At 66.0% G+C, this 15,560-nt stretch carries 14 protein-coding genes; 3 read left to right on the top strand and 11 right to left on the bottom strand.

From position 1 onward, the window contains the following. Window positions 1-28: 28 nt before the first annotated feature. Complete coding sequence (gene dnaG / locus H4W26_RS05625) at window positions 29-1,939, bottom strand: DNA primase (protein ID WP_192591129.1); 1,911 nt, start codon at window positions 1,937-1,939, stop codon at window positions 29-31. 111 nt (window positions 1,940-2,050) lie between these two features. On the opposite strand from dnaG, the gene H4W26_RS05630 reads away from it, so the two are divergent. Next, on the top strand, window positions 2,051-2,548 hold the full coding sequence (locus H4W26_RS05630) for an aminoacyl-tRNA deacylase (RefSeq protein ID WP_192591130.1): 498 nt from the start codon (window positions 2,051-2,053) through the stop codon (window positions 2,546-2,548). A 101-nt stretch (window positions 2,549-2,649) separates the two neighbouring features. Here H4W26_RS05630 and H4W26_RS05635 read toward each other — a convergent pair whose 3' ends face one another. The 9 genes from H4W26_RS05635 to H4W26_RS05675 all read right to left on the bottom strand — a co-directional run bounded on the left by H4W26_RS05635 (window position 2,650) and on the right by H4W26_RS05675 (window position 12,865). Further along, window positions 2,650-3,972: a deoxyguanosinetriphosphate triphosphohydrolase gene (locus H4W26_RS05635; RefSeq protein ID WP_192591131.1), complete on the bottom strand. Its 1,323-nt coding sequence runs from the start codon at window positions 3,970-3,972 to the stop codon at window positions 2,650-2,652. Window positions 3,973-3,982: 10 nt separating this feature from the next. Then, window positions 3,983-5,188 carry a tRNA dihydrouridine synthase DusB gene (dusB, locus tag H4W26_RS05640; RefSeq protein ID WP_192591132.1) on the bottom strand — a complete coding sequence of 402 codons (1,206 nt, stop codon included), beginning with the start codon at window positions 5,186-5,188 and terminating at the stop codon, window positions 3,983-3,985. Between the two features lie 11 nt (window positions 5,189-5,199). Next, window positions 5,200-6,165 carry a GNAT family N-acetyltransferase gene (locus H4W26_RS05645; RefSeq protein ID WP_192591133.1) on the bottom strand — a complete coding sequence of 322 codons (966 nt, stop codon included), beginning with the start codon at window positions 6,163-6,165 and terminating at the stop codon, window positions 5,200-5,202. A 142-nt stretch (window positions 6,166-6,307) separates the two neighbouring features. Then, entirely contained in the window at window positions 6,308-7,690 is a 1,383-nt protein-coding gene (locus H4W26_RS05650; RefSeq protein WP_192591134.1) for a glycine--tRNA ligase, read from the bottom strand. Between the two features lie 186 nt (window positions 7,691-7,876). Beyond that, window positions 7,877-8,926, bottom strand: a complete 1,050-nt coding sequence (locus H4W26_RS05655) for an adenosine deaminase family protein (RefSeq protein ID WP_318779779.1) — start codon at window positions 8,924-8,926, stop codon at window positions 7,877-7,879. Window positions 8,927-9,018: 92 nt separating this feature from the next. Then, complete coding sequence (locus H4W26_RS05660; protein WP_192591135.1) at window positions 9,019-10,116, bottom strand: extracellular solute-binding protein; 1,098 nt, start codon at window positions 10,114-10,116, stop codon at window positions 9,019-9,021. Window positions 10,117-10,194: 78 nt separating this feature from the next. Continuing rightward, on the bottom strand, window positions 10,195-11,250 hold the full coding sequence (locus tag H4W26_RS05665; protein ID WP_192591136.1) for an ABC transporter ATP-binding protein: 1,056 nt from the start codon (window positions 11,248-11,250) through the stop codon (window positions 10,195-10,197). Further along, window positions 11,247-12,044 carry an ABC transporter permease gene (locus H4W26_RS05670; protein ID WP_318779780.1) on the bottom strand — a complete coding sequence of 266 codons (798 nt, stop codon included), beginning with the start codon at window positions 12,042-12,044 and terminating at the stop codon, window positions 11,247-11,249. Before H4W26_RS05670 ends, H4W26_RS05665 begins: the two co-directional genes overlap by 4 nt. Then, window positions 12,041-12,865, bottom strand: coding sequence for an ABC transporter permease (locus H4W26_RS05675; protein WP_192591137.1), 825 nt, complete (start codon window positions 12,863-12,865; stop codon window positions 12,041-12,043). The genes H4W26_RS05670 and H4W26_RS05675 overlap by 4 nt, the downstream gene beginning before the upstream one ends. 133 nt (window positions 12,866-12,998) lie before the next feature. Here H4W26_RS05675 and H4W26_RS05680 point away from each other — a divergent pair, with 133 nt between their 5' ends. Continuing rightward, window positions 12,999-13,967, top strand: coding sequence for a LacI family DNA-binding transcriptional regulator (locus H4W26_RS05680; protein ID WP_192591138.1), 969 nt, complete (start codon window positions 12,999-13,001; stop codon window positions 13,965-13,967). Window positions 13,968-14,047: 80 nt separating this feature from the next. Here H4W26_RS05680 and H4W26_RS05685 read toward each other — a convergent pair whose 3' ends face one another. Next, a complete protein-coding gene (locus tag H4W26_RS05685) occupies window positions 14,048-15,034 on the bottom strand; it encodes a DMT family transporter (RefSeq protein WP_192591139.1) in 987 nt (328 codons plus the stop codon). Window positions 15,035-15,202: 168 nt separating this feature from the next. Here H4W26_RS05685 and H4W26_RS05690 point away from each other — a divergent pair, with 168 nt between their 5' ends. Next, complete coding sequence (locus H4W26_RS05690) at window positions 15,203-15,454, top strand: RNA-binding S4 domain-containing protein (RefSeq protein WP_192591140.1); 252 nt, start codon at window positions 15,203-15,205, stop codon at window positions 15,452-15,454. Window positions 15,455-15,560 lie beyond the last annotated feature (106 nt).

Genomic DNA, 15,560 nt, shown 5'->3' on the forward strand with positions numbered 1-15,560 from the left:
CCTGCGGCTCCCGCGCGGCTGGTCGAGATCAGGCCCACTCGGCTTCGCGCAGCGCACGACGCCGCTGCTCAAGCTCCATCAGCTCACGGTTGAGCGCCTGATGCTCCTCCGGGCTGCGTGCCGGATCCATCCGTTGGAGCCTGCCCAGCAGATTGGCCTTCTGGTGGGTGATCTTCAGCTCCACCAGCCGGTTGAGGATGGACTGGCAGTACTTCTCGAGGTGCTCGTCGGAGTTGGTGGGAAGCGCCGTGACCGCGAGTTCGGAGACGAAGGATTTGATCGGCTCGGGCACTTCATCGCGCACCGCGTTGACCCAGTTGCGCGGATCCGAGGCTGAGGCAGCGGCGATGCGCACGCCGTCGTGGATGGCCTGATGCGCCGGGGCGGTGAAGCGGACCGTGAAGATCTCTTCCCACTGCTCGGCCGTCAGGTGCGTCGGATGCTGGAGGATGACCTCCAGCGCCTGGCGTTCCATGAGCACCGCGGGGTCGCGCGTGTCCGGTCGGGTGAACCCGCGTCCACCGCGCGGATCTGCGGCAGGAGACTCGCGCCGCTGGCCGCTGGGCTGGTTGGCCGCGGAGGTCTTCTCCGCCTCCTGCTGGGGTGAGGGCTGGTGCTTCTGCGCATAGGTGACGGCGCGGGCGACGTCGTCCATCTCAGCTCCCAGCCAGCCGGCAAGCTCGCGGGTGTAGGCGGGACGCAGTGCAGGGTCCTTGATCCCGCCCACGATCGGGGCGGTGGCGCGCAGGGCGCCCACCCTTCCTTCGATGGTGTTCAGGTCGAACTCGCGCAGCTTCGCGCGGATGGCGAACTCGAAGAGCGGGGTCTTGGAGTTGACCAGTTCCTTGACTGCCTCGTCCCCGCGGTGCTGGCGGATGTCACAGGGGTCCATTCCTTCAGGGCCCACGGCGATGAAGGTCTTGGCGAGGAACATGTGGTCCTCCTTGAAGGCCTTCAGCGCGGCCTGCTGACCGGCCTGATCGCCGTCGAAGGTGAAGATGACCTCTCCCGCGCCGCCCTCGTCGGAGATCAGTCGGCGGGCGATCCGGATATGGCCCTCGCCGAAGGCCGTGCCGCAGGTGGCCACCGCGGTCTCGACCCCGGCCACGTGACAGGCCATGACATCGGTATAGCCCTCCACCACGACGAGCTGGCGCTGCTTGGCGACGTGGCGCTTGGCGTGCTCGATTCCGTAGAGCACCTGGGACTTCTTGTAGATGGCGGTCTCCGGGGAGTTCAGGTACTTGGGGCCCTTGTCCTCCTCGTAGAGGTGCCGGCCGCCGAAGCCGACGGTGTTGCCGGTCATGTCGCGGATCGGCCACATGAGCCGACCTCGGAAACGGTCATAGATCCCGCGGCTGCCAGACGAGAACATTCCGGTCTCGGTGAGCTCCTCCTCGGAGAAGCCCTTGGAGCGCAGGTGCTTGAGCAGGTTGTCCCAGCCCTTGGGGGCGTACCCCACGGAGAACTGGGCGGCGTGCTCGCGGGTGAATCCCCGACCGGTGAGCATCTGGCGCGCGATCTGCGCCTCCGGGCTCTGCAGGGCCTGCTGGAAGAACTCATCGGCGATCTTATGGGCGTCGAGGAGCCGCTGGCGGCGTCCGATCTCGGCCTTGTCAGGACCCTTGCCGCCGTCCTCGTAGCGCAGCTCGATCCCGAGCCTGCCGGCGAGCTTCTCCACGGTCTCCTGGAAGCTGGTGTGCTCCATGCCCATGAGAAACGCGATCACGTCGCCGGACTCTCCACAGCCGAAGCAGTGGAAGGTGCCGACCTGGGGGCGGATGTGGAAGCTCGGTGAGCGCTCGTCGTGGAACGGGCACAGGCCCTTCCACGAGCCGATTCCGGCGCCCTTGAGCGTGACGTACTGTTCGACGACCTCGCGGAGGTCCGCACGCTCGCGCACAGCGTCGATATCCTCGCGTTTGATCAGTCCGGCCATAGTCCTAATCTACTCGGCGCGGCCAAATCATGACCGGTCGGTGTCGGGCCTGTGGAGTCCGCCCGTGGAGTGCGCCCGTGGGGATGTCGAAGTCTCGCTAGGCTGGGGAGCATGAGTGAACTTTCCGGACGTGAGCGCGTGCAGGCAGATGCCGATGCCCGGGCGGTGACCCTCGAGTTCGTCCAGCGCGGACCGGCGTCCTCGCTGGAGGAGGCGGCGCAGAACCTCGGCGTCGAGCCGCGGGAGATCGTCAAGACCCTGGTTGCCAAGGCGAAGCTCACCCAGTCCGCCAACGAGCACAGCTATGCGGTGGCGCTGATCCCCGGGGACAAGCAGGTGGACTGGGCCAAGCTGCGTCGGCTCGCGGGGATGAAGAAGATGTCGATGACCGCGCCCGAGGAGGCGGTGGAGGCCACCGGGTACCACCCGGGCACGATCACCCCGTTCGGTGCCCGCACCGCCTCCGGTGAACAGTGGCCGATCTACGCGGATGACTCCATCTCGGGCAGGATCGCGATGGGCGCCGGTGAACCGGATCTGAACCTGTTCGTGGACGCTGCTGAGCTGTTCGCGGCCTTCGACGTCGTCGTCGGGGACATCAGCAAGTAGCCCCTCCTACCCTGCGCTGAGCGGCGGATTCTCCGACCATCAGGGCCCTGCTTCCGCATGAGATACACGGAGATTCCGCCCCTCAACGTGAGAGGGAGGAGCTACGCGAAGAGGCGGTTGAAGACTGGGCGGCCGTTGACCAGGGTGGCGTACCACTCCAGCGCCGCGCCGTCGGTGAGCGAGGCGATCTGGTCGATGATCGCGCGCTGGCGTCCGGACTCATCGGCGGCGTCATGGAAGTCCGCCTGGAACGGCGGCTCCAGGAACTGGTCCCCGGTCTCGGTGAGCAGCGCGTGCAGGCCCTCGATGACCTCGCTCTGCCGGGCGTAGACGGGCTTCTGCTCGCGTGAGGCCATGATGTAGTTCGCCGCGATGCCCTTCATCAGCGAGATCTCCTCGAGCGTCTCGCGCGGCACCACGAGGTCCGCCTCGTGACGCACCAGCGGTCGGTCGCCGTAGGCCTCTCGGGTGGCGGTGAAGATCGCGTGGGAGAACCGGCCGATCAGCTCGCTGGTCATGTTCTTCAGCGCCGCCAGCGCCTTGCGCGAGCCGTCGGACTCCCCCACCCAGGACTCCGCGGAGGCCAGGCGCGCCAGCGCGGCCTCGATCCGCTCCGGGTCGGTCTCGGGCAGGTACCAGTCGTGGGTGGTCTGCACCACGCGGCGTCGCTGCAGCGGGTCGGTGAGGAACTTCAGCTGGAAGCGACCGTTGACCACGCCGTCCTCGATGTCATGCACCGAATAGGCGATGTCATCGGCGGCGTCCATCACCTGGGCCTCCATGGATTTGCGCCGACCCTGCACGCCCTCGCGGATCCAGTCGAACACCTCGAGGTCGTCGGCGTAGGCCCCGAACTTCGGGCTGCGGCTGCCATCGGGCAGCACCGGGGCCTCGTGGGTCTGCCAGGGGTACTTGACCGCAGCGTCGAGCGACGCGCGGGTCAAGTTCAGCCCGGCCGAACGCCCGTCGGGGTGGAACCGCTTGGTCTCCAGCCGGGTCAGCAGCCGCAGCGTCTGCGCGTTGCCCTCGAATCCGCCATGCTCCGCGGCCAGTGCGTTCAGCACGGTCTCCCCGTGGTGGCCGAAGGGCGGGTGCCCGAGGTCGTGGGAGAGGCAGGCGGCGTCGACGACGTCGGGATCGCAGCCCAGCAGCCGGCCGAAGTCCCGGCCCACCTGGGCGACCTCCAGTGAATGGGTCAGCCGGGTGCGGGAGAAGTCATCGATGTCCGGGGAGACCACCTGGGTCTTGGCCCCGAGCCGGCGCAGCGCGGAGGAGTGAAGAAGCCTGGCGCGGTCGCGTTCGAAGCTTGACCGGTAGACCGACTTCCCATGCTCGGGCACCCAGCGGGCCTCGTCGGCCTGGGTGTAGCCCGGCCGCAGGGCTGCGTATCCGCCCTCCACTCGCTCCACATTCTGCGCACTCATGCGTTCAACCTTAGCCGCCGGAGGTATCGACCTCTGCGGCCTGGATCATCTCCCGCTGCGCCTCGTTGAGTTCCTGGGACTCCAACCAGTCCTGCGGGAGGTGGACCTTCTTCGGCGAACCGGCTCGGCCGCGCGGCCCCTCGGCGTCGGCTCCGGGGTACTCCAGGCTCTGGTCCAGCTGCCCGAGCAGGTCCTCGAGCTGGGCCATGGTCTCCACTGAGACGAGCTGGGTGCGCAGCTGCGAGCCCACGGCGTAGCCCTTGAAATACCAGGCCACGTGCTTGCGGATGTCCTGCATCGCCTTGCGCTCGTCCCCGTCGAAGTACGGAATGAGCATCTGCGCGTGGCGCAGCAGCGTGGCAGAGACCATCGGCAGATCGGGACGATGCCGCTCGGGACGGCCCTCGAAGGCTGCCTGCAGATCACCGAAGAGCCAGGGCCGGCCCTGACAGCCGCGGCCGACGACGACGCCGTCCACCCCGGTCTGCTCCACCATCGCCACAGCATCCTCTGCTGACCAGATGTCGCCGTTGCCCAGCACCGGGATGTCGGTGAGGGATTCTCGCAGCTCCGCGATCGCGGACCAGTCAGCCTGGCCCGAATAGTGCTGGCGGGCGGTCCGGCCATGCAGCGCCACCGCGGCGACGCCGGAGTCCCGGGCGATCTTGCCGGCTTCGATGAAGGTGAGGTGATCCTCGTCGATGCCCTTGCGCATCTTGACCGTCACCGGGATGTTCGCCTTCGAGGCCTCCCGCACGGCCGTGGCGACGATCGACTCGAACAGCCTGGTCTTCCAGGGCAGGGCCGAGCCGCCGCCCTTGCGAGTGACCTTGGGGACCGGGCAGCCGAAGTTCATGTCGATGTGATCGGCGCGGCCTTCTTCGACCAGCATGCGCACGGCATGACCGGTGGTGACCGGGTCCACCGAGTACAGCTGCACCGAGCGGGGCACCTCATCGGGTTCGTGCTTGATGATCCGCAGCGACTCTGGACGGCGCTCCACCAGGGCGCGGGCGGTGACCATCTCGTTGACGAAGAGCCCACCGCCGTAGTCGCGGCAGAGCCGACGGAAGGCGGTGTTCGTGATCCCGGCCATCGGGGCGAGCACCACCGGGGTGTCCACGGTGATGGGGCCCAGCTTCAGCGGTGGCAGCAGCGCACCTGTTCTCGGCGGGGCTGTGTCTGACTGCGGCGGGGCAGCGGTCTCAACGGTCATAGAGGGAGTCCTCAGGCCGCGTCGCGGGCGTAGATGAGCGCCTCGAAGTCGAACTCGGCCAGGCCGGCCTCGATGAGCTCATCCGTGACGGTCTTCAGCGGCACCATGGCGTCATCGACCTCCACCTTGACCGGGAAGTGCGCGGCCAGCATGGAGAGCATCGCGCGGCAGGAGGTCTCGGCGTCGGCCTCGGGCAGCTCCGGGTTCCAGCCCAGCAGGACGTCGGCAGGATCCTCGGTGCGCTCGGGGGTGTAGCTGATTGCGAAGGACAGGATGCTGTTGTCGCCGCCATTGGCGGTGTCGCGCAGCACCACGGCACCCGAGGCTCCGGTCTCTGGGGCCAGAAGCATCTGCTGGGCCCGGCCCACGGTCATCTCGGAGCGGTCCCAGGTGTGCACCGCGTTGTAGAAGTCGGCGACCAGCTGGGTGAGCTCCACAGAACCGGTGGCGAGGTCCTCGAGATCGAGGCCCGCGCTGTCCAGGTCGGGCAGCTTGATCGCGCCGGGCTGGACCACGACCTGACGGGAGGCCTGGATCTTGGTGAAGCCGTTGTCCTTGAGGAAGCACTGGGCGGCGGAACGCTTGGCCACCCGGGACTTCAGCGACTGCACGGCGCAGTTGGGAACCTCGGCCTCGAGGATCTGCAGCATCTGCGCGGCCACACCGCGGCGGCGGTGCTCGGGGGCGACCTCCGCGTAGAAGGACAGCCGGTCCGGGTGCAGGGAGGAGCGGAAGATCGTGGCCGCGGCGACGGGCAGACCCTCGGCCTCGGCCACGATGCACCGAGACCAGGGGTCGTTGGAGGAGGGCCGCAGCAGGCTGCGGTCCTGGTGGTGCATCGAGTTCTCCGGGTCTCCCCAGACCTGGAGCAGCTTCAGATCGTCACCTTCGGCCCAGGGCCGCACCGTGAGACCGGAGTCCAGGGTGAGGCGAGCTGGGTCGGCAGGGCGAGCTGCGGCGTCGTGCTCAGTGCTCATCGCGTGTCCTTCAAGAGTGCAGACAGTGTCGTTCAGGTCAACCAATCTATGGTAGTACCGTTTCTCGGCACTGCCAAAGCGGCGAGCACGGATGCGCGATACCCGCTGTTCAGCGACTCGGCTCAGCCCAGCTCAGCCCAGCTCAGCCCAGCAGCTTGACCGCCAGGTAGGACTGCACCTTGTCCAGGGAGACGCGCTCCTGGGTCATCTCATCGCGGTCGCGGATGGTGACGGCCTGGTCCTCGAGGGTGTCGAAGTCCACGGTGATGCAGAACGGGGTGCCGATCTCGTCCTGGCGGCGGTAGCGCCGTCCGATGGCGCCGGAGTCGTCGAAGTCGATGTTCCAGTGCTGGCGCAGCTGGTCGGCGAGGTCCTGCGAGACCCCGGCGAGCTCCGGCTTCTTCGAGAGCGGCAGCACGGCGGCCTTGACGGGGGCGAGCTTCGGGTGGAGCTTCAGCACCGTGCGGGTGTCCACGCCGCCCTTGGTGTTCGGCGCCTCATCCTCGGTGTAGGAGTCCACCAGGAAGGCCATCATCGCGCGGGTCAGCCCGAAGGAGGGCTCGATGACGTAAGGGGTGTAGCGGGTGCCGCTGGCCTGGTCGAAGTACTGCAGCTTCGCGCCGGAGGCGTCGGTGTGCGAGTTCAGGTCATAGTCGGTGCGGTTCGCCACACCCATGAGCTCGCCCCAGGCCGAGCCCTGGAAATCGAAGCGGTACTCCAGGTCGATGGTGCCCGCGGAGTAGTGGGCACGGTCATCTTCGGGGACGTCGAACTTTCGCAGGTTCTCCGGGTTCAGACCCAGGTTGACGAACCAGTTGTAGCAGGCGTCCACCCAGTGCTTGAACCACTCGTCGGCCTCGTCCGGGTGGGTGAAGTACTCGATCTCCATCTGCTCGAACTCACGGGTGCGGAAGATGAAGTTGCCGGGGGTGATCTCGTTGCGGAAGGCCTTGCCGATCTGGCCGATGCCGAAGGGGGGCTTCTTCCGAGCGGAGGTGACCACGTTGTTGAAGTTCACGAAGATGCCCTGGGCGGTCTCGGGGCGCATGTAGTGCAGCCCCTCCTGGTCGTCCACGGGGCCCAGGAAGGTCTTCATCAGACCGGAGAACTGCTGGGGCTCGGTCCACTTGCCGGGCTGGCCGGTCTCGGGGTCGCGGATATCGGCGAGCCCGTTCTCCGGAGGGTGGCCGTGCTTGGCCTCATAGGCCTCGATCAGATGATCGGCGCGGTACCGGCGGTGGGTGTGCAGGGACTCCACCAGCGGATCCGAGAAGGTCTTGACGTGGCCCGAGGCGTGCCAGACCGCCTGGGGCAGGATGATCGCCGAATCCAGGCCGACCATGTCGCCGCGTCCACGGACGAAGGTCTGCCACCATTCGGCCTTGATGTTCTCCTTGAGCTCGGTGCCCAGCGGCCCGTAGTCCCAGGCAGACCGTGTGCCTCCATAGATCTCTCCGGACTGGAACACGAAGCCGCGACGCTTCGCCAGGGAGATGACTTTGTCGAGTGCGGTCTCTTTGGCCATGTGGCAGATACACCTCAGATAGTACGGGATGAAGACAGACTGCGTCAGCTTATCGCGAGGACCGCGGGAGTGCGGAGTCAGCACGGACCTGTCCGTGGGAGGACGCGGAGCCACCGCCCAGTGCCGACCCCACACGACCCTCGTTTCCCTGGCAGGGACTTCGCTGCCGTCTTGCGGGCCGTCGTGTCATGGTGCCCCGAGCACCAACCCGTATTTGAGGTCGAGCTCAGCGATGGCTGCCCCCACTTCGCGGCGCAGCGCATCCTTCTCTGCGGCTGGAAGCCAACATGCATCGACGGCCCGCAGAGCCATCTGGCTCAGCTGCTCGTGCGTGGCTCCGACCTCGGAGGAGAGGATGTTGTACTCATTCGTCAGTGAGTTCGGGAACATGCCCGGATCATCGGAGCAGGGGACCACGTGGAGACCTGCATCAAGCATGGCTCTGATGGAAGCTCTCCGCCACGGTCGCCAGGACCGACGTGATGTCACACATCCGACGGTGAAGACCACTTTGTCCTCGCGCAGACGCGCGACGACGTCATCGTCTTCGAGCACGTAATAGCCGTGGTCAATGCGATCGCAGCCAAGGTCGTCGAGGCAGGTGATGGTGTTCCGGGCGCTCGGCTGGTGCTCAGAGGAATGGGCCGTTCTCCCCAGTCCCGCTCGTCCCGCCAGCTGGTATGCCTCTACGAAACGTTCCGGCGGCCCCACCGTCTCCAGATTGTCGAGTCCGACGCCTGCCACATAGGGATGCGGATGCTCGACTACTGTCCGCACCCATGCAAGCGCCTCCTGCGCGGTCTTCGACCGGTCGATCCCCGCGATGAGGCGACCCGTCATGCCGAACTCACGCTCGGCAAGCTCGACCCCTCGCGCGAGGGCCTCGACGTACCCCGTGTAGCCCAGCCAAGCCAGATGCCCCGGGAGCTCGTCGAAGAACAGTTCGAGGTGGCGAACGTTGGATCGCAGCCGCGCGTCCTCGAACGCCTCATAGACGATCCGCGTCAGATCCCCGCTGCTCTGCAACGACTGTGTCACCCATGCGCAGGCCTGGAAGAGAGAGTATGACGTCGTAGGTTCTCCCGACGAGGGGCCCTGAGGGACAGGGATCCGGGTATTCCGGTACAGCGACGGATCCGGTGGGCGGGAGTTGATATCGCGGTAGATGACCTCCGGGTCGTCGGGCAGCTCGAGACCAGTCCGTCGGGCCATCTCGGCGAAAGTCGTGGCTCGCACGGTCCCGATCAGATGGCAGTGGAGGTCGACCTTGGGCAGCTCCTTGATCCAACCCTCCGGAACTGAACCGCTCGAAGTAGTCGCGTCATCGCTCACTGGCCGGAGACCTCTCGCGCGAAGCGATTGACCCAGTCGTCTCGAGTCTCGACCAGCTCGGTCGGATCCAAGGTGGAGTATCCGGCATCCACCGGGTCCTCCGCGATGTCGCCGACGACCTCGGTGAGTTCAGCCGGGATCTCTGCTTCGAGATTCACGGGAAGGTCTCCCACGATCTCAGCCGAACTCGTCTGGCCCTCCTGACTGAGGAGGTAGTCGATGAACTGGTGGGCCGCTTCAGTGTTGGCAGCTCCCTCGGCGATCATCGCGCGGTTGGTGGCCATGAAGCGATTGTCCTCTGGTGCGACCCACCCCACGGGTTCTCCGGAGGACACCAGATTGGTGGCGAAGCCGTTCAGGCTGCCCGCCGCGGCGATCTCACCCTGCGTGAGCAGATTCGTCACTTCGGTCGATGAACTGTAGAACTGAAGCACGCCTGGTGCCCACTCGGCTAGCTGCTCGTAGGCGGCGTCCACGTCGTAGGGCCCGCCGCCGTAGTGCCCCGCAACACCGCTGACCATGAGCTGACCTGCAGTCACGGAGATGTCGGGAAGCGCCACCCGCCCTGATAGCGCTTCATCCCCCCACATGTCCCAGCTCGCAGCCTCCTCGGCGTCGAGCTCATCGGTGGAGTAGAGGGTCCCGTAAAGCTGATAGCTGTAGGCCGGTCCCAGGTAGGTGTCCTCTGTCGCGAAATCCGCGATCTCTTCCATTGAAGGGACCTGGTCCTGATCAAGCTCCGCGAAGAGCTCATCTTGCTGGCCAAGTGCGGCGTAGTAGTCGCTGATCAGGACGACGTCTACTCCGGGATCCTCCCCTGCTGAAAGCTGCAATTGTGAGAGTCGGTCTGCATTGGATCCAGTGTCGAGCTCGACCTCGATTCCGGTCTCTTCGGTGAAGGGATCCACCACTGCTTCCTGGAACTCTTCGACGCCGAACGGGAATGTGCTCACCACGAGGGTCTCGTCACCGTCCTCCGCGGTCGCCGAGGAGCCGCAGGCACTGAGCAAGAGGCCACTGGTGATCAGTGCTGCGGTGGCGACGCCGGGACGCGACGCTGGAGAGTGCTTCTTGGAAAAGGTGGAAACTGGCACGGGCGTTCCTTTCAATCGGGGGTCAAGCTTGATCGTGGGTCAGACTTCATGGGGCAGCTGGGTTCGAGGGCGCTTGGTTCAGAGCTCAATCAGGCTCGCGGCGGGAGCGACGACGTCGACCTGGTCCCCCCGCTGCAGTTCCCTGGCGGCATCGGCACGGATGTCACACATCAGGCGAACTTCTCGACCGTTGGCCTCCCGCGCCGAGACGGTGACGAGCACGTCGACGCCCCGGTAGGCGAGATCAAGGATCTGTCCTTGCAGCCGGAGTCCACCGAGAGACCCCTGGGATGTTCCTGCGGGCACGACTCCGAGGTGCTCGGGCCGAACGGTGAGAGTCGCGCCGTCGGAGGAGGAGAGGAAGTTCTCGTAGCCCATGAACTCGGCGACGAACCGGTCGGCGGGTGCGCCGAAGACCTCCTGGGGTGCGCCCTGCTGCATGATCTTGCCCTCGCGCATGACCACCATCTCGTCGCTCATCTCCAACGCCTCGTCCTGGTCGTGGGTCACCAGGACCACCGAGAGTCCGGTCTCGCCCTGTATGCGCCGGATCTCGCTTCGCATCTGGACTCTCAGTCGCGCGTCCAGATTGGAAAGCGGCTCGTCCAGGAGCAGGAGCTTGGGACGGACGGCGATCGCCCGGGCCAGAGCGACGCGCTGCTGCTGACCCCCGGAGAGCTGACGTGGCCTGCTTTTGGCCAGGTGTCCCAGCCCCACCATGTCCAGGCTCTCTTGGGCACGGCGGTCCTGTTCGGCGCGGGGGAGCTTGCGCAGCTTCAACCCATACGCGACGTTTTCGGCAACTGTCATGTGGGGGAAGAGCGCGTACGACTGGAACACCATCCCGAGCCCTCGACGCTCCGGTGGCAGCCGGGTCGCATCCTCACCTTGGATGTAGATGGTTCCGCTGCTGGGCTGGCTGTACCCAGCCAACATTCGCAACGAGGTCGTCTTGCCGCAGCCGGACGGGCCTAGCAGTGTGGTCAGTCGACCCGCGGGGATCTCCAGGGAGATGTCGTCCACGGCAGTGAAGTCACCGAACACCTGGCTGACGTTCTTGAAGCTCGCAGCGGGCGCGGACTGCGGATCAGAGTGATCCTCTGGGTTCCGACGGAGCGGAGTGGTGGTGTTCATCGATTGATACCTCCGAAGATCTTGGCGAATCCGACTGTGCGCTCGGCGATGACTGCAATGACCACGGTTGCGGCGAGGATGAGCGTCGAGGTGGCGGCAATCATCGGGTCATAGCTCTGCTGGACGTAATCCAGCATCGTGATGGGCAGGGTGCGCGACTCCCTGCTCTGCAGAAGCAGAGACAGCGGGACATTGTTGAAGGACGTGATGAAGCCGAGCAGCGCGGCTGAGAAGATCCCTGGCCGCAGAATCGGGAGCGTGATCGTGAAGAAGGTCCGCAACGGCGAGGCCCCCAGACCGCGAGCGGCCTCCTCCAGAGAGACATCCGATCCGGCCAATGCGGCGCCTGTGACGCGCACGGCGTAGGGCAGCAGCAATGCCGTGTGGCCGAGCAGCAGCACCGGCCAATTGTCGACACGGAAGGTGATGATGAGTTGTTGGTAGAGCGCCAGGCCAACGACGAGCTCGGGAATGATCAACGGCGAGAGAAAGAGGCCCTCGACCAACCCCTTGCCGGGCAGTGCGCCTCGATAGATCGCCAATGTCGCTGGAACGCCGACTGCAAGAGCCAGAAATGTCGAGGCCACCGCTAATTGGAGGCTGGTCAGCAGAGCGCCCGTGAACGGCGCGTAGCTCAATGCCGCATCGAACCATTGGAACGACAGTCCTTCAGGCGGGAATCGCAGAGTCGAACCGGATGTAAAAGCGGTCGCGACGACGAACAGGATCGGGACCAGCATGACGATGTAGCCAACGATCGCCAGTGCGGCCGCGACCGGTTTGCGGGTGTTCACGCGGTGGCTCCCTTCCGCCCGATACGAGCAGCAACGGTGGAGACCAGGACCACCAGAATGGTCATGACGATGGCCGTGGCTGACGCGCTCGCCCAGTCAACGGTCACGCTGGAGTAGGAGTAGAGCTCCGTGGAGAGCAGCCGTTGGCGCGAACCACCGAGCAGGTAGGGCGTTGTGTAGGCCGTGACGGATCCCGCGAACACGAGCGTCGCGGCCACCACGACGCCTGGCATCGACAGGGGCACCACGACGTCCCAGAAGGTCCGACCTCGGCTGGCGCCAAGTCCGCGGGCGGCATCGTCGAGTCCAGCATCGACCTGAGAGACGGCCGAATAGCAGGCAATGATCGCCAGAGGCAGGAACAGCTGGGTCAGACCCATCACGATTGCGAATGGGGTGTAGAGCATCTGCGGCGGTGTCTCGGTGATTCCGAAGTGCACAAGGAGCTGTCCAAGTGCTCCATTGGAGCCAAGGATCACCAACCATCCGAAGGTCCGCACCACGTTGCTCAGCAGCAACGGAAAGATGGCAAGTGCCAGGAGCACTCCACCCCAGCGAGAGGTGGATCTTGCGAGGATGTATGCGATGGGAAACCCCAGGGCGAGACATACAGCGGTCACGATGAGACCGAGTCCCACCGTGCGTCCAATGATGCGCAAGTCGTAGGGGTCGGTGAGCATCTCCCCGAGTCGGATGAATATCTCGGAAGCGTCTGTCCCTGGTGCCGCGAACAGGATGCCCATGGCTGGTGCCAAGAATCCAAAGGTCAGGAAGGCCAGCCCCGGAAGCAGCAGGAGAGCGAATGTTCCGCGTCGTGTCATCCTGTTCCCTTCGTGAATGTAACCGGTTTCATTCAGCGTACGGGGATGGACCACGGAAGCTCCAGCCCTGGCGGTTAAATCCGTGTAAACGATTGGATGGATCCGGTTTCACACCAACCCGTATCATGTGAGCATGACCACCATCTCGGACGTCGCTGCTCTGGCCGGGGTCTCCAAGGCCACTGTTTCGCGCACGTTCACCCGGCCCCACACGGTGTCACCGGAGACAGCCCAGCGAGTCCTCAACGCCTCGACGAAGCTCGGCTTCGTGCCAAATTCAGCGGCTCGACAACTGGCTCGCGGCCGGACCGGGATCATTGCTCTGGTCGTGCCGACCCTGAGCAACAGCTTTTTCACGCCGATCATCTCCGGTGCCCAGGCGCGTGCCCAGGAGCTCGACCTGCAGCTGACCGTTGCAGTGCATTCACTCGCCGCGGCAGAGGAGCTTGCCTCGTTCGAGCGACTCTCGCGTCAGGTTGACGGATTCATCGTCGCCGCACCCTGGGGCACCGACGATGTCCTTCGGACCGCCGGGATGTACAAGCCGGTCGTTCTGCTGGACCGCGAGACGGAGGGCATGACCTCCGTCATCGCTGACACTGCCTCAGCATTCCGAAGCCTGGCGTCTCACCTCATCGCACAGGGCCACCGGCACCTCTGTTACATCGGAGGCCCTGAAAGGTCCTGGCAAGACCCGTTGCGTCTGGCGGCGGTCACGAGCGCAGCCGAGCACCTTGGAACCAAGATCACCGCTTTGGGGCCCTGTCCGGCAACCTTCGAGGCTGGTCTCGCCATCTCCGCGCAGGTTCGAGAATCAGGTGCTACAGCAGTCATCCCCTATGCGACGGCGATCGGCCTGGGAGTTCAATTCGCGCTGCTCCACGCAGGAGTTCGCGAGCTGCCGGTCGTCACCTCAGAGTCCCCCGTCGCCGAGGCACTTGGGCGAGCTCATACCCCGGTCATCGATGTCGACGGTGAAGAACTCGGCCGGGTGGCAGTCAACCAGCTCGCCGAGAGCCTGGAGTCTCCTCAGGCGACTGCTCGCAGGATTCGGCTCCGCGTGCCTGTCCGGCTCGATCCCGCAGACCAGCCCTCTGTCTGAACCCTCATGGGAGATGCCGCCTCAGGGGGCGCCGCATTTCTGGCAGCGCGATGGCACGAGGGCGCATGCCTGAGGCATGGTCACCCCGGGCGCCCTCGCAGAATGTCCGGCAGCGACGCCAGAATCACGGCGACCAGCGTCAACACGGTGCCGAGCACGGTGGCCGTGGTGACCAGGGAGCCGGGGGTCGGCAGCAGCACATCGAGCAGCAGCGAGCCCAGCAGCTGGCCCGCGATCATGCCCATCGCGGCGATGAGCACCCCGACCTGGGTCACCAGCAGCGCTCCCAGGGCGATGAAGATGATGCCGAGCGGGCCGCCGAGGTAGTGCCACCAGGTGGGCGACAGCGCTGGGTCCACCCCGGTGATGACTGCCTTGGCCGCCCAGATCAGCAGCAGGAACAGGGTCCCGGCGAGGAAGTTGAACAACGTCCCCGGAGCCGGTCCGCCGTAGGCGGCCGAGTGCCGCCCGTTGATCGCCTGCTGGCCGGACTGCACGAACCCGGCCGAGAGCGGCAGCAGCACCAGCGCCAGCCAGGCCGCGCCGTGACCCTCCGCGGTGAGCTGCGGCGAGACGGCCCAGAGCACAGCCAGCACAGTGAGCACGGCGCCTCCCACGCGGAAGGCGTTCAATCGCATGGCACCGGCCGGGCCGAGCCCGATGCGGTCCCAGAGCAGCCCGCCCAGCGTCTGGCCGGTGACCACGGCGACGGTGAAGACCGCGACGCCGATCAGCCCGATGGTCAGCGTCTGAGTGAGCACGAAGTAGCCGCCCGCGCATCCGGCCAGGAAGTACCACCAGCGGATGCGTCCGTCCCGCACTGCCGGCGCGACGCGCTTCAGACCTCGGCGACCGCGTGCTGTGCCGAAGGTCACCAGCACCATGATCAGCGTGCCCACAGAGAAGCTGATGGTGGCGGCGAGCACCGGATCGCCGATCTCGGTGGTCAGCGCGGCGTTGACCCGGCCCTGGGCGGGGATCGCCATGCCTGAGCCGAGCATCAGCAGAAGCAGAAAGGCCCAGACCAGCGGGGAGCGCGGGGCCGCGGCGGGAACGGCAGAACTCATGGGCATCACTCTATCCAGCCCCCTCCCCCAGCGTTTCACCCTCCCCTGCCCACCCGTCCCCCGCGTTTTACCACCCCTCGCGTGCTCTACCCCGCCGACGGTGTGCCCGGTAGAACGCGGAAGCCCGGGTAAAACGCAGCAGGGGGGGGCGGGTGGCAGACTTGGCGCATGAGCGATGTCACTGAAGTGCCGATCAGAGATGAATCCATCCGCCTGGGCCAGCTGTTGAAGCTGGCGGGGACCGTGGAGAACGGAGCGATTGCCCGGGAGGTGATCGACGCCGCGGGGGTCCGCGTGGACGGTGAGGTGGAGACCCGCCGCGGCCGTCAGGTCCGCCGCGGACAGCTGGTGGCGTTTGACGGCGAGGCCTTCGGCCTTCCCCCGGCGAAGCTCATGCCCGTCGAGGACCGAGGGGACTGAACTGGACCACCGCCAATCCTTGTGTAAAGTGCGTCTATAGGCCCGATGCACGCGGTGTGCCGGGCCTCACACGACATTTCTCGCGAGGCTCGTGCCGGTGGTTCAA

The organism is Nesterenkonia halotolerans (assembly GCF_014874065.1).
In the GTDB taxonomy this organism is placed as follows: Bacteria; Actinomycetota; Actinomycetes; order Actinomycetales; family Micrococcaceae; genus Nesterenkonia; species Nesterenkonia halotolerans.

What these genes read in the sequence shown, in the direction of transcription:
- H4W26_RS05675 (WP_192591137.1), bottom strand. Translation starts at nt 12,865, where the DNA reads ATGACACGACGCGGAACATTCGCTCTCCTGCTGCTTCCGGGGCTGGCC.
- H4W26_RS05635 (WP_192591131.1), bottom strand. Translation starts at nt 3,972, where the DNA reads ATGAGTGCGCAGAATGTGGAGCGAGTGGAGGGCGGATACGCAGCCCTG.
- H4W26_RS05650 (WP_192591134.1), bottom strand. Translation starts at nt 7,690, where the DNA reads ATGGCCAAAGAGACCGCACTCGACAAAGTCATCTCCCTGGCGAAGCGT.
- dnaG (WP_192591129.1), bottom strand. Translation starts at nt 1,939, where the DNA reads ATGGCCGGACTGATCAAACGCGAGGATATCGACGCTGTGCGCGAGCGT.
- H4W26_RS05630 (WP_192591130.1), top strand. Translation starts at nt 2,051, where the DNA reads ATGAGTGAACTTTCCGGACGTGAGCGCGTGCAGGCAGATGCCGATGCC.
- H4W26_RS05645 (WP_192591133.1), bottom strand. Translation starts at nt 6,165, where the DNA reads ATGAGCACTGAGCACGACGCCGCAGCTCGCCCTGCCGACCCAGCTCGC.
- H4W26_RS05685 (WP_192591139.1), bottom strand. Translation starts at nt 15,034, where the DNA reads ATGAGTTCTGCCGTTCCCGCCGCGGCCCCGCGCTCCCCGCTGGTCTGG.
- H4W26_RS05690 (WP_192591140.1), top strand. Translation starts at nt 15,203, where the DNA reads ATGAGCGATGTCACTGAAGTGCCGATCAGAGATGAATCCATCCGCCTG.
- H4W26_RS05665 (WP_192591136.1), bottom strand. Translation starts at nt 11,250, where the DNA reads ATGAACACCACCACTCCGCTCCGTCGGAACCCAGAGGATCACTCTGAT.
- dusB (WP_192591132.1), bottom strand. Translation starts at nt 5,188, where the DNA reads ATGACCGTTGAGACCGCTGCCCCGCCGCAGTCAGACACAGCCCCGCCG.
- H4W26_RS05680 (WP_192591138.1), top strand. Translation starts at nt 12,999, where the DNA reads ATGACCACCATCTCGGACGTCGCTGCTCTGGCCGGGGTCTCCAAGGCC.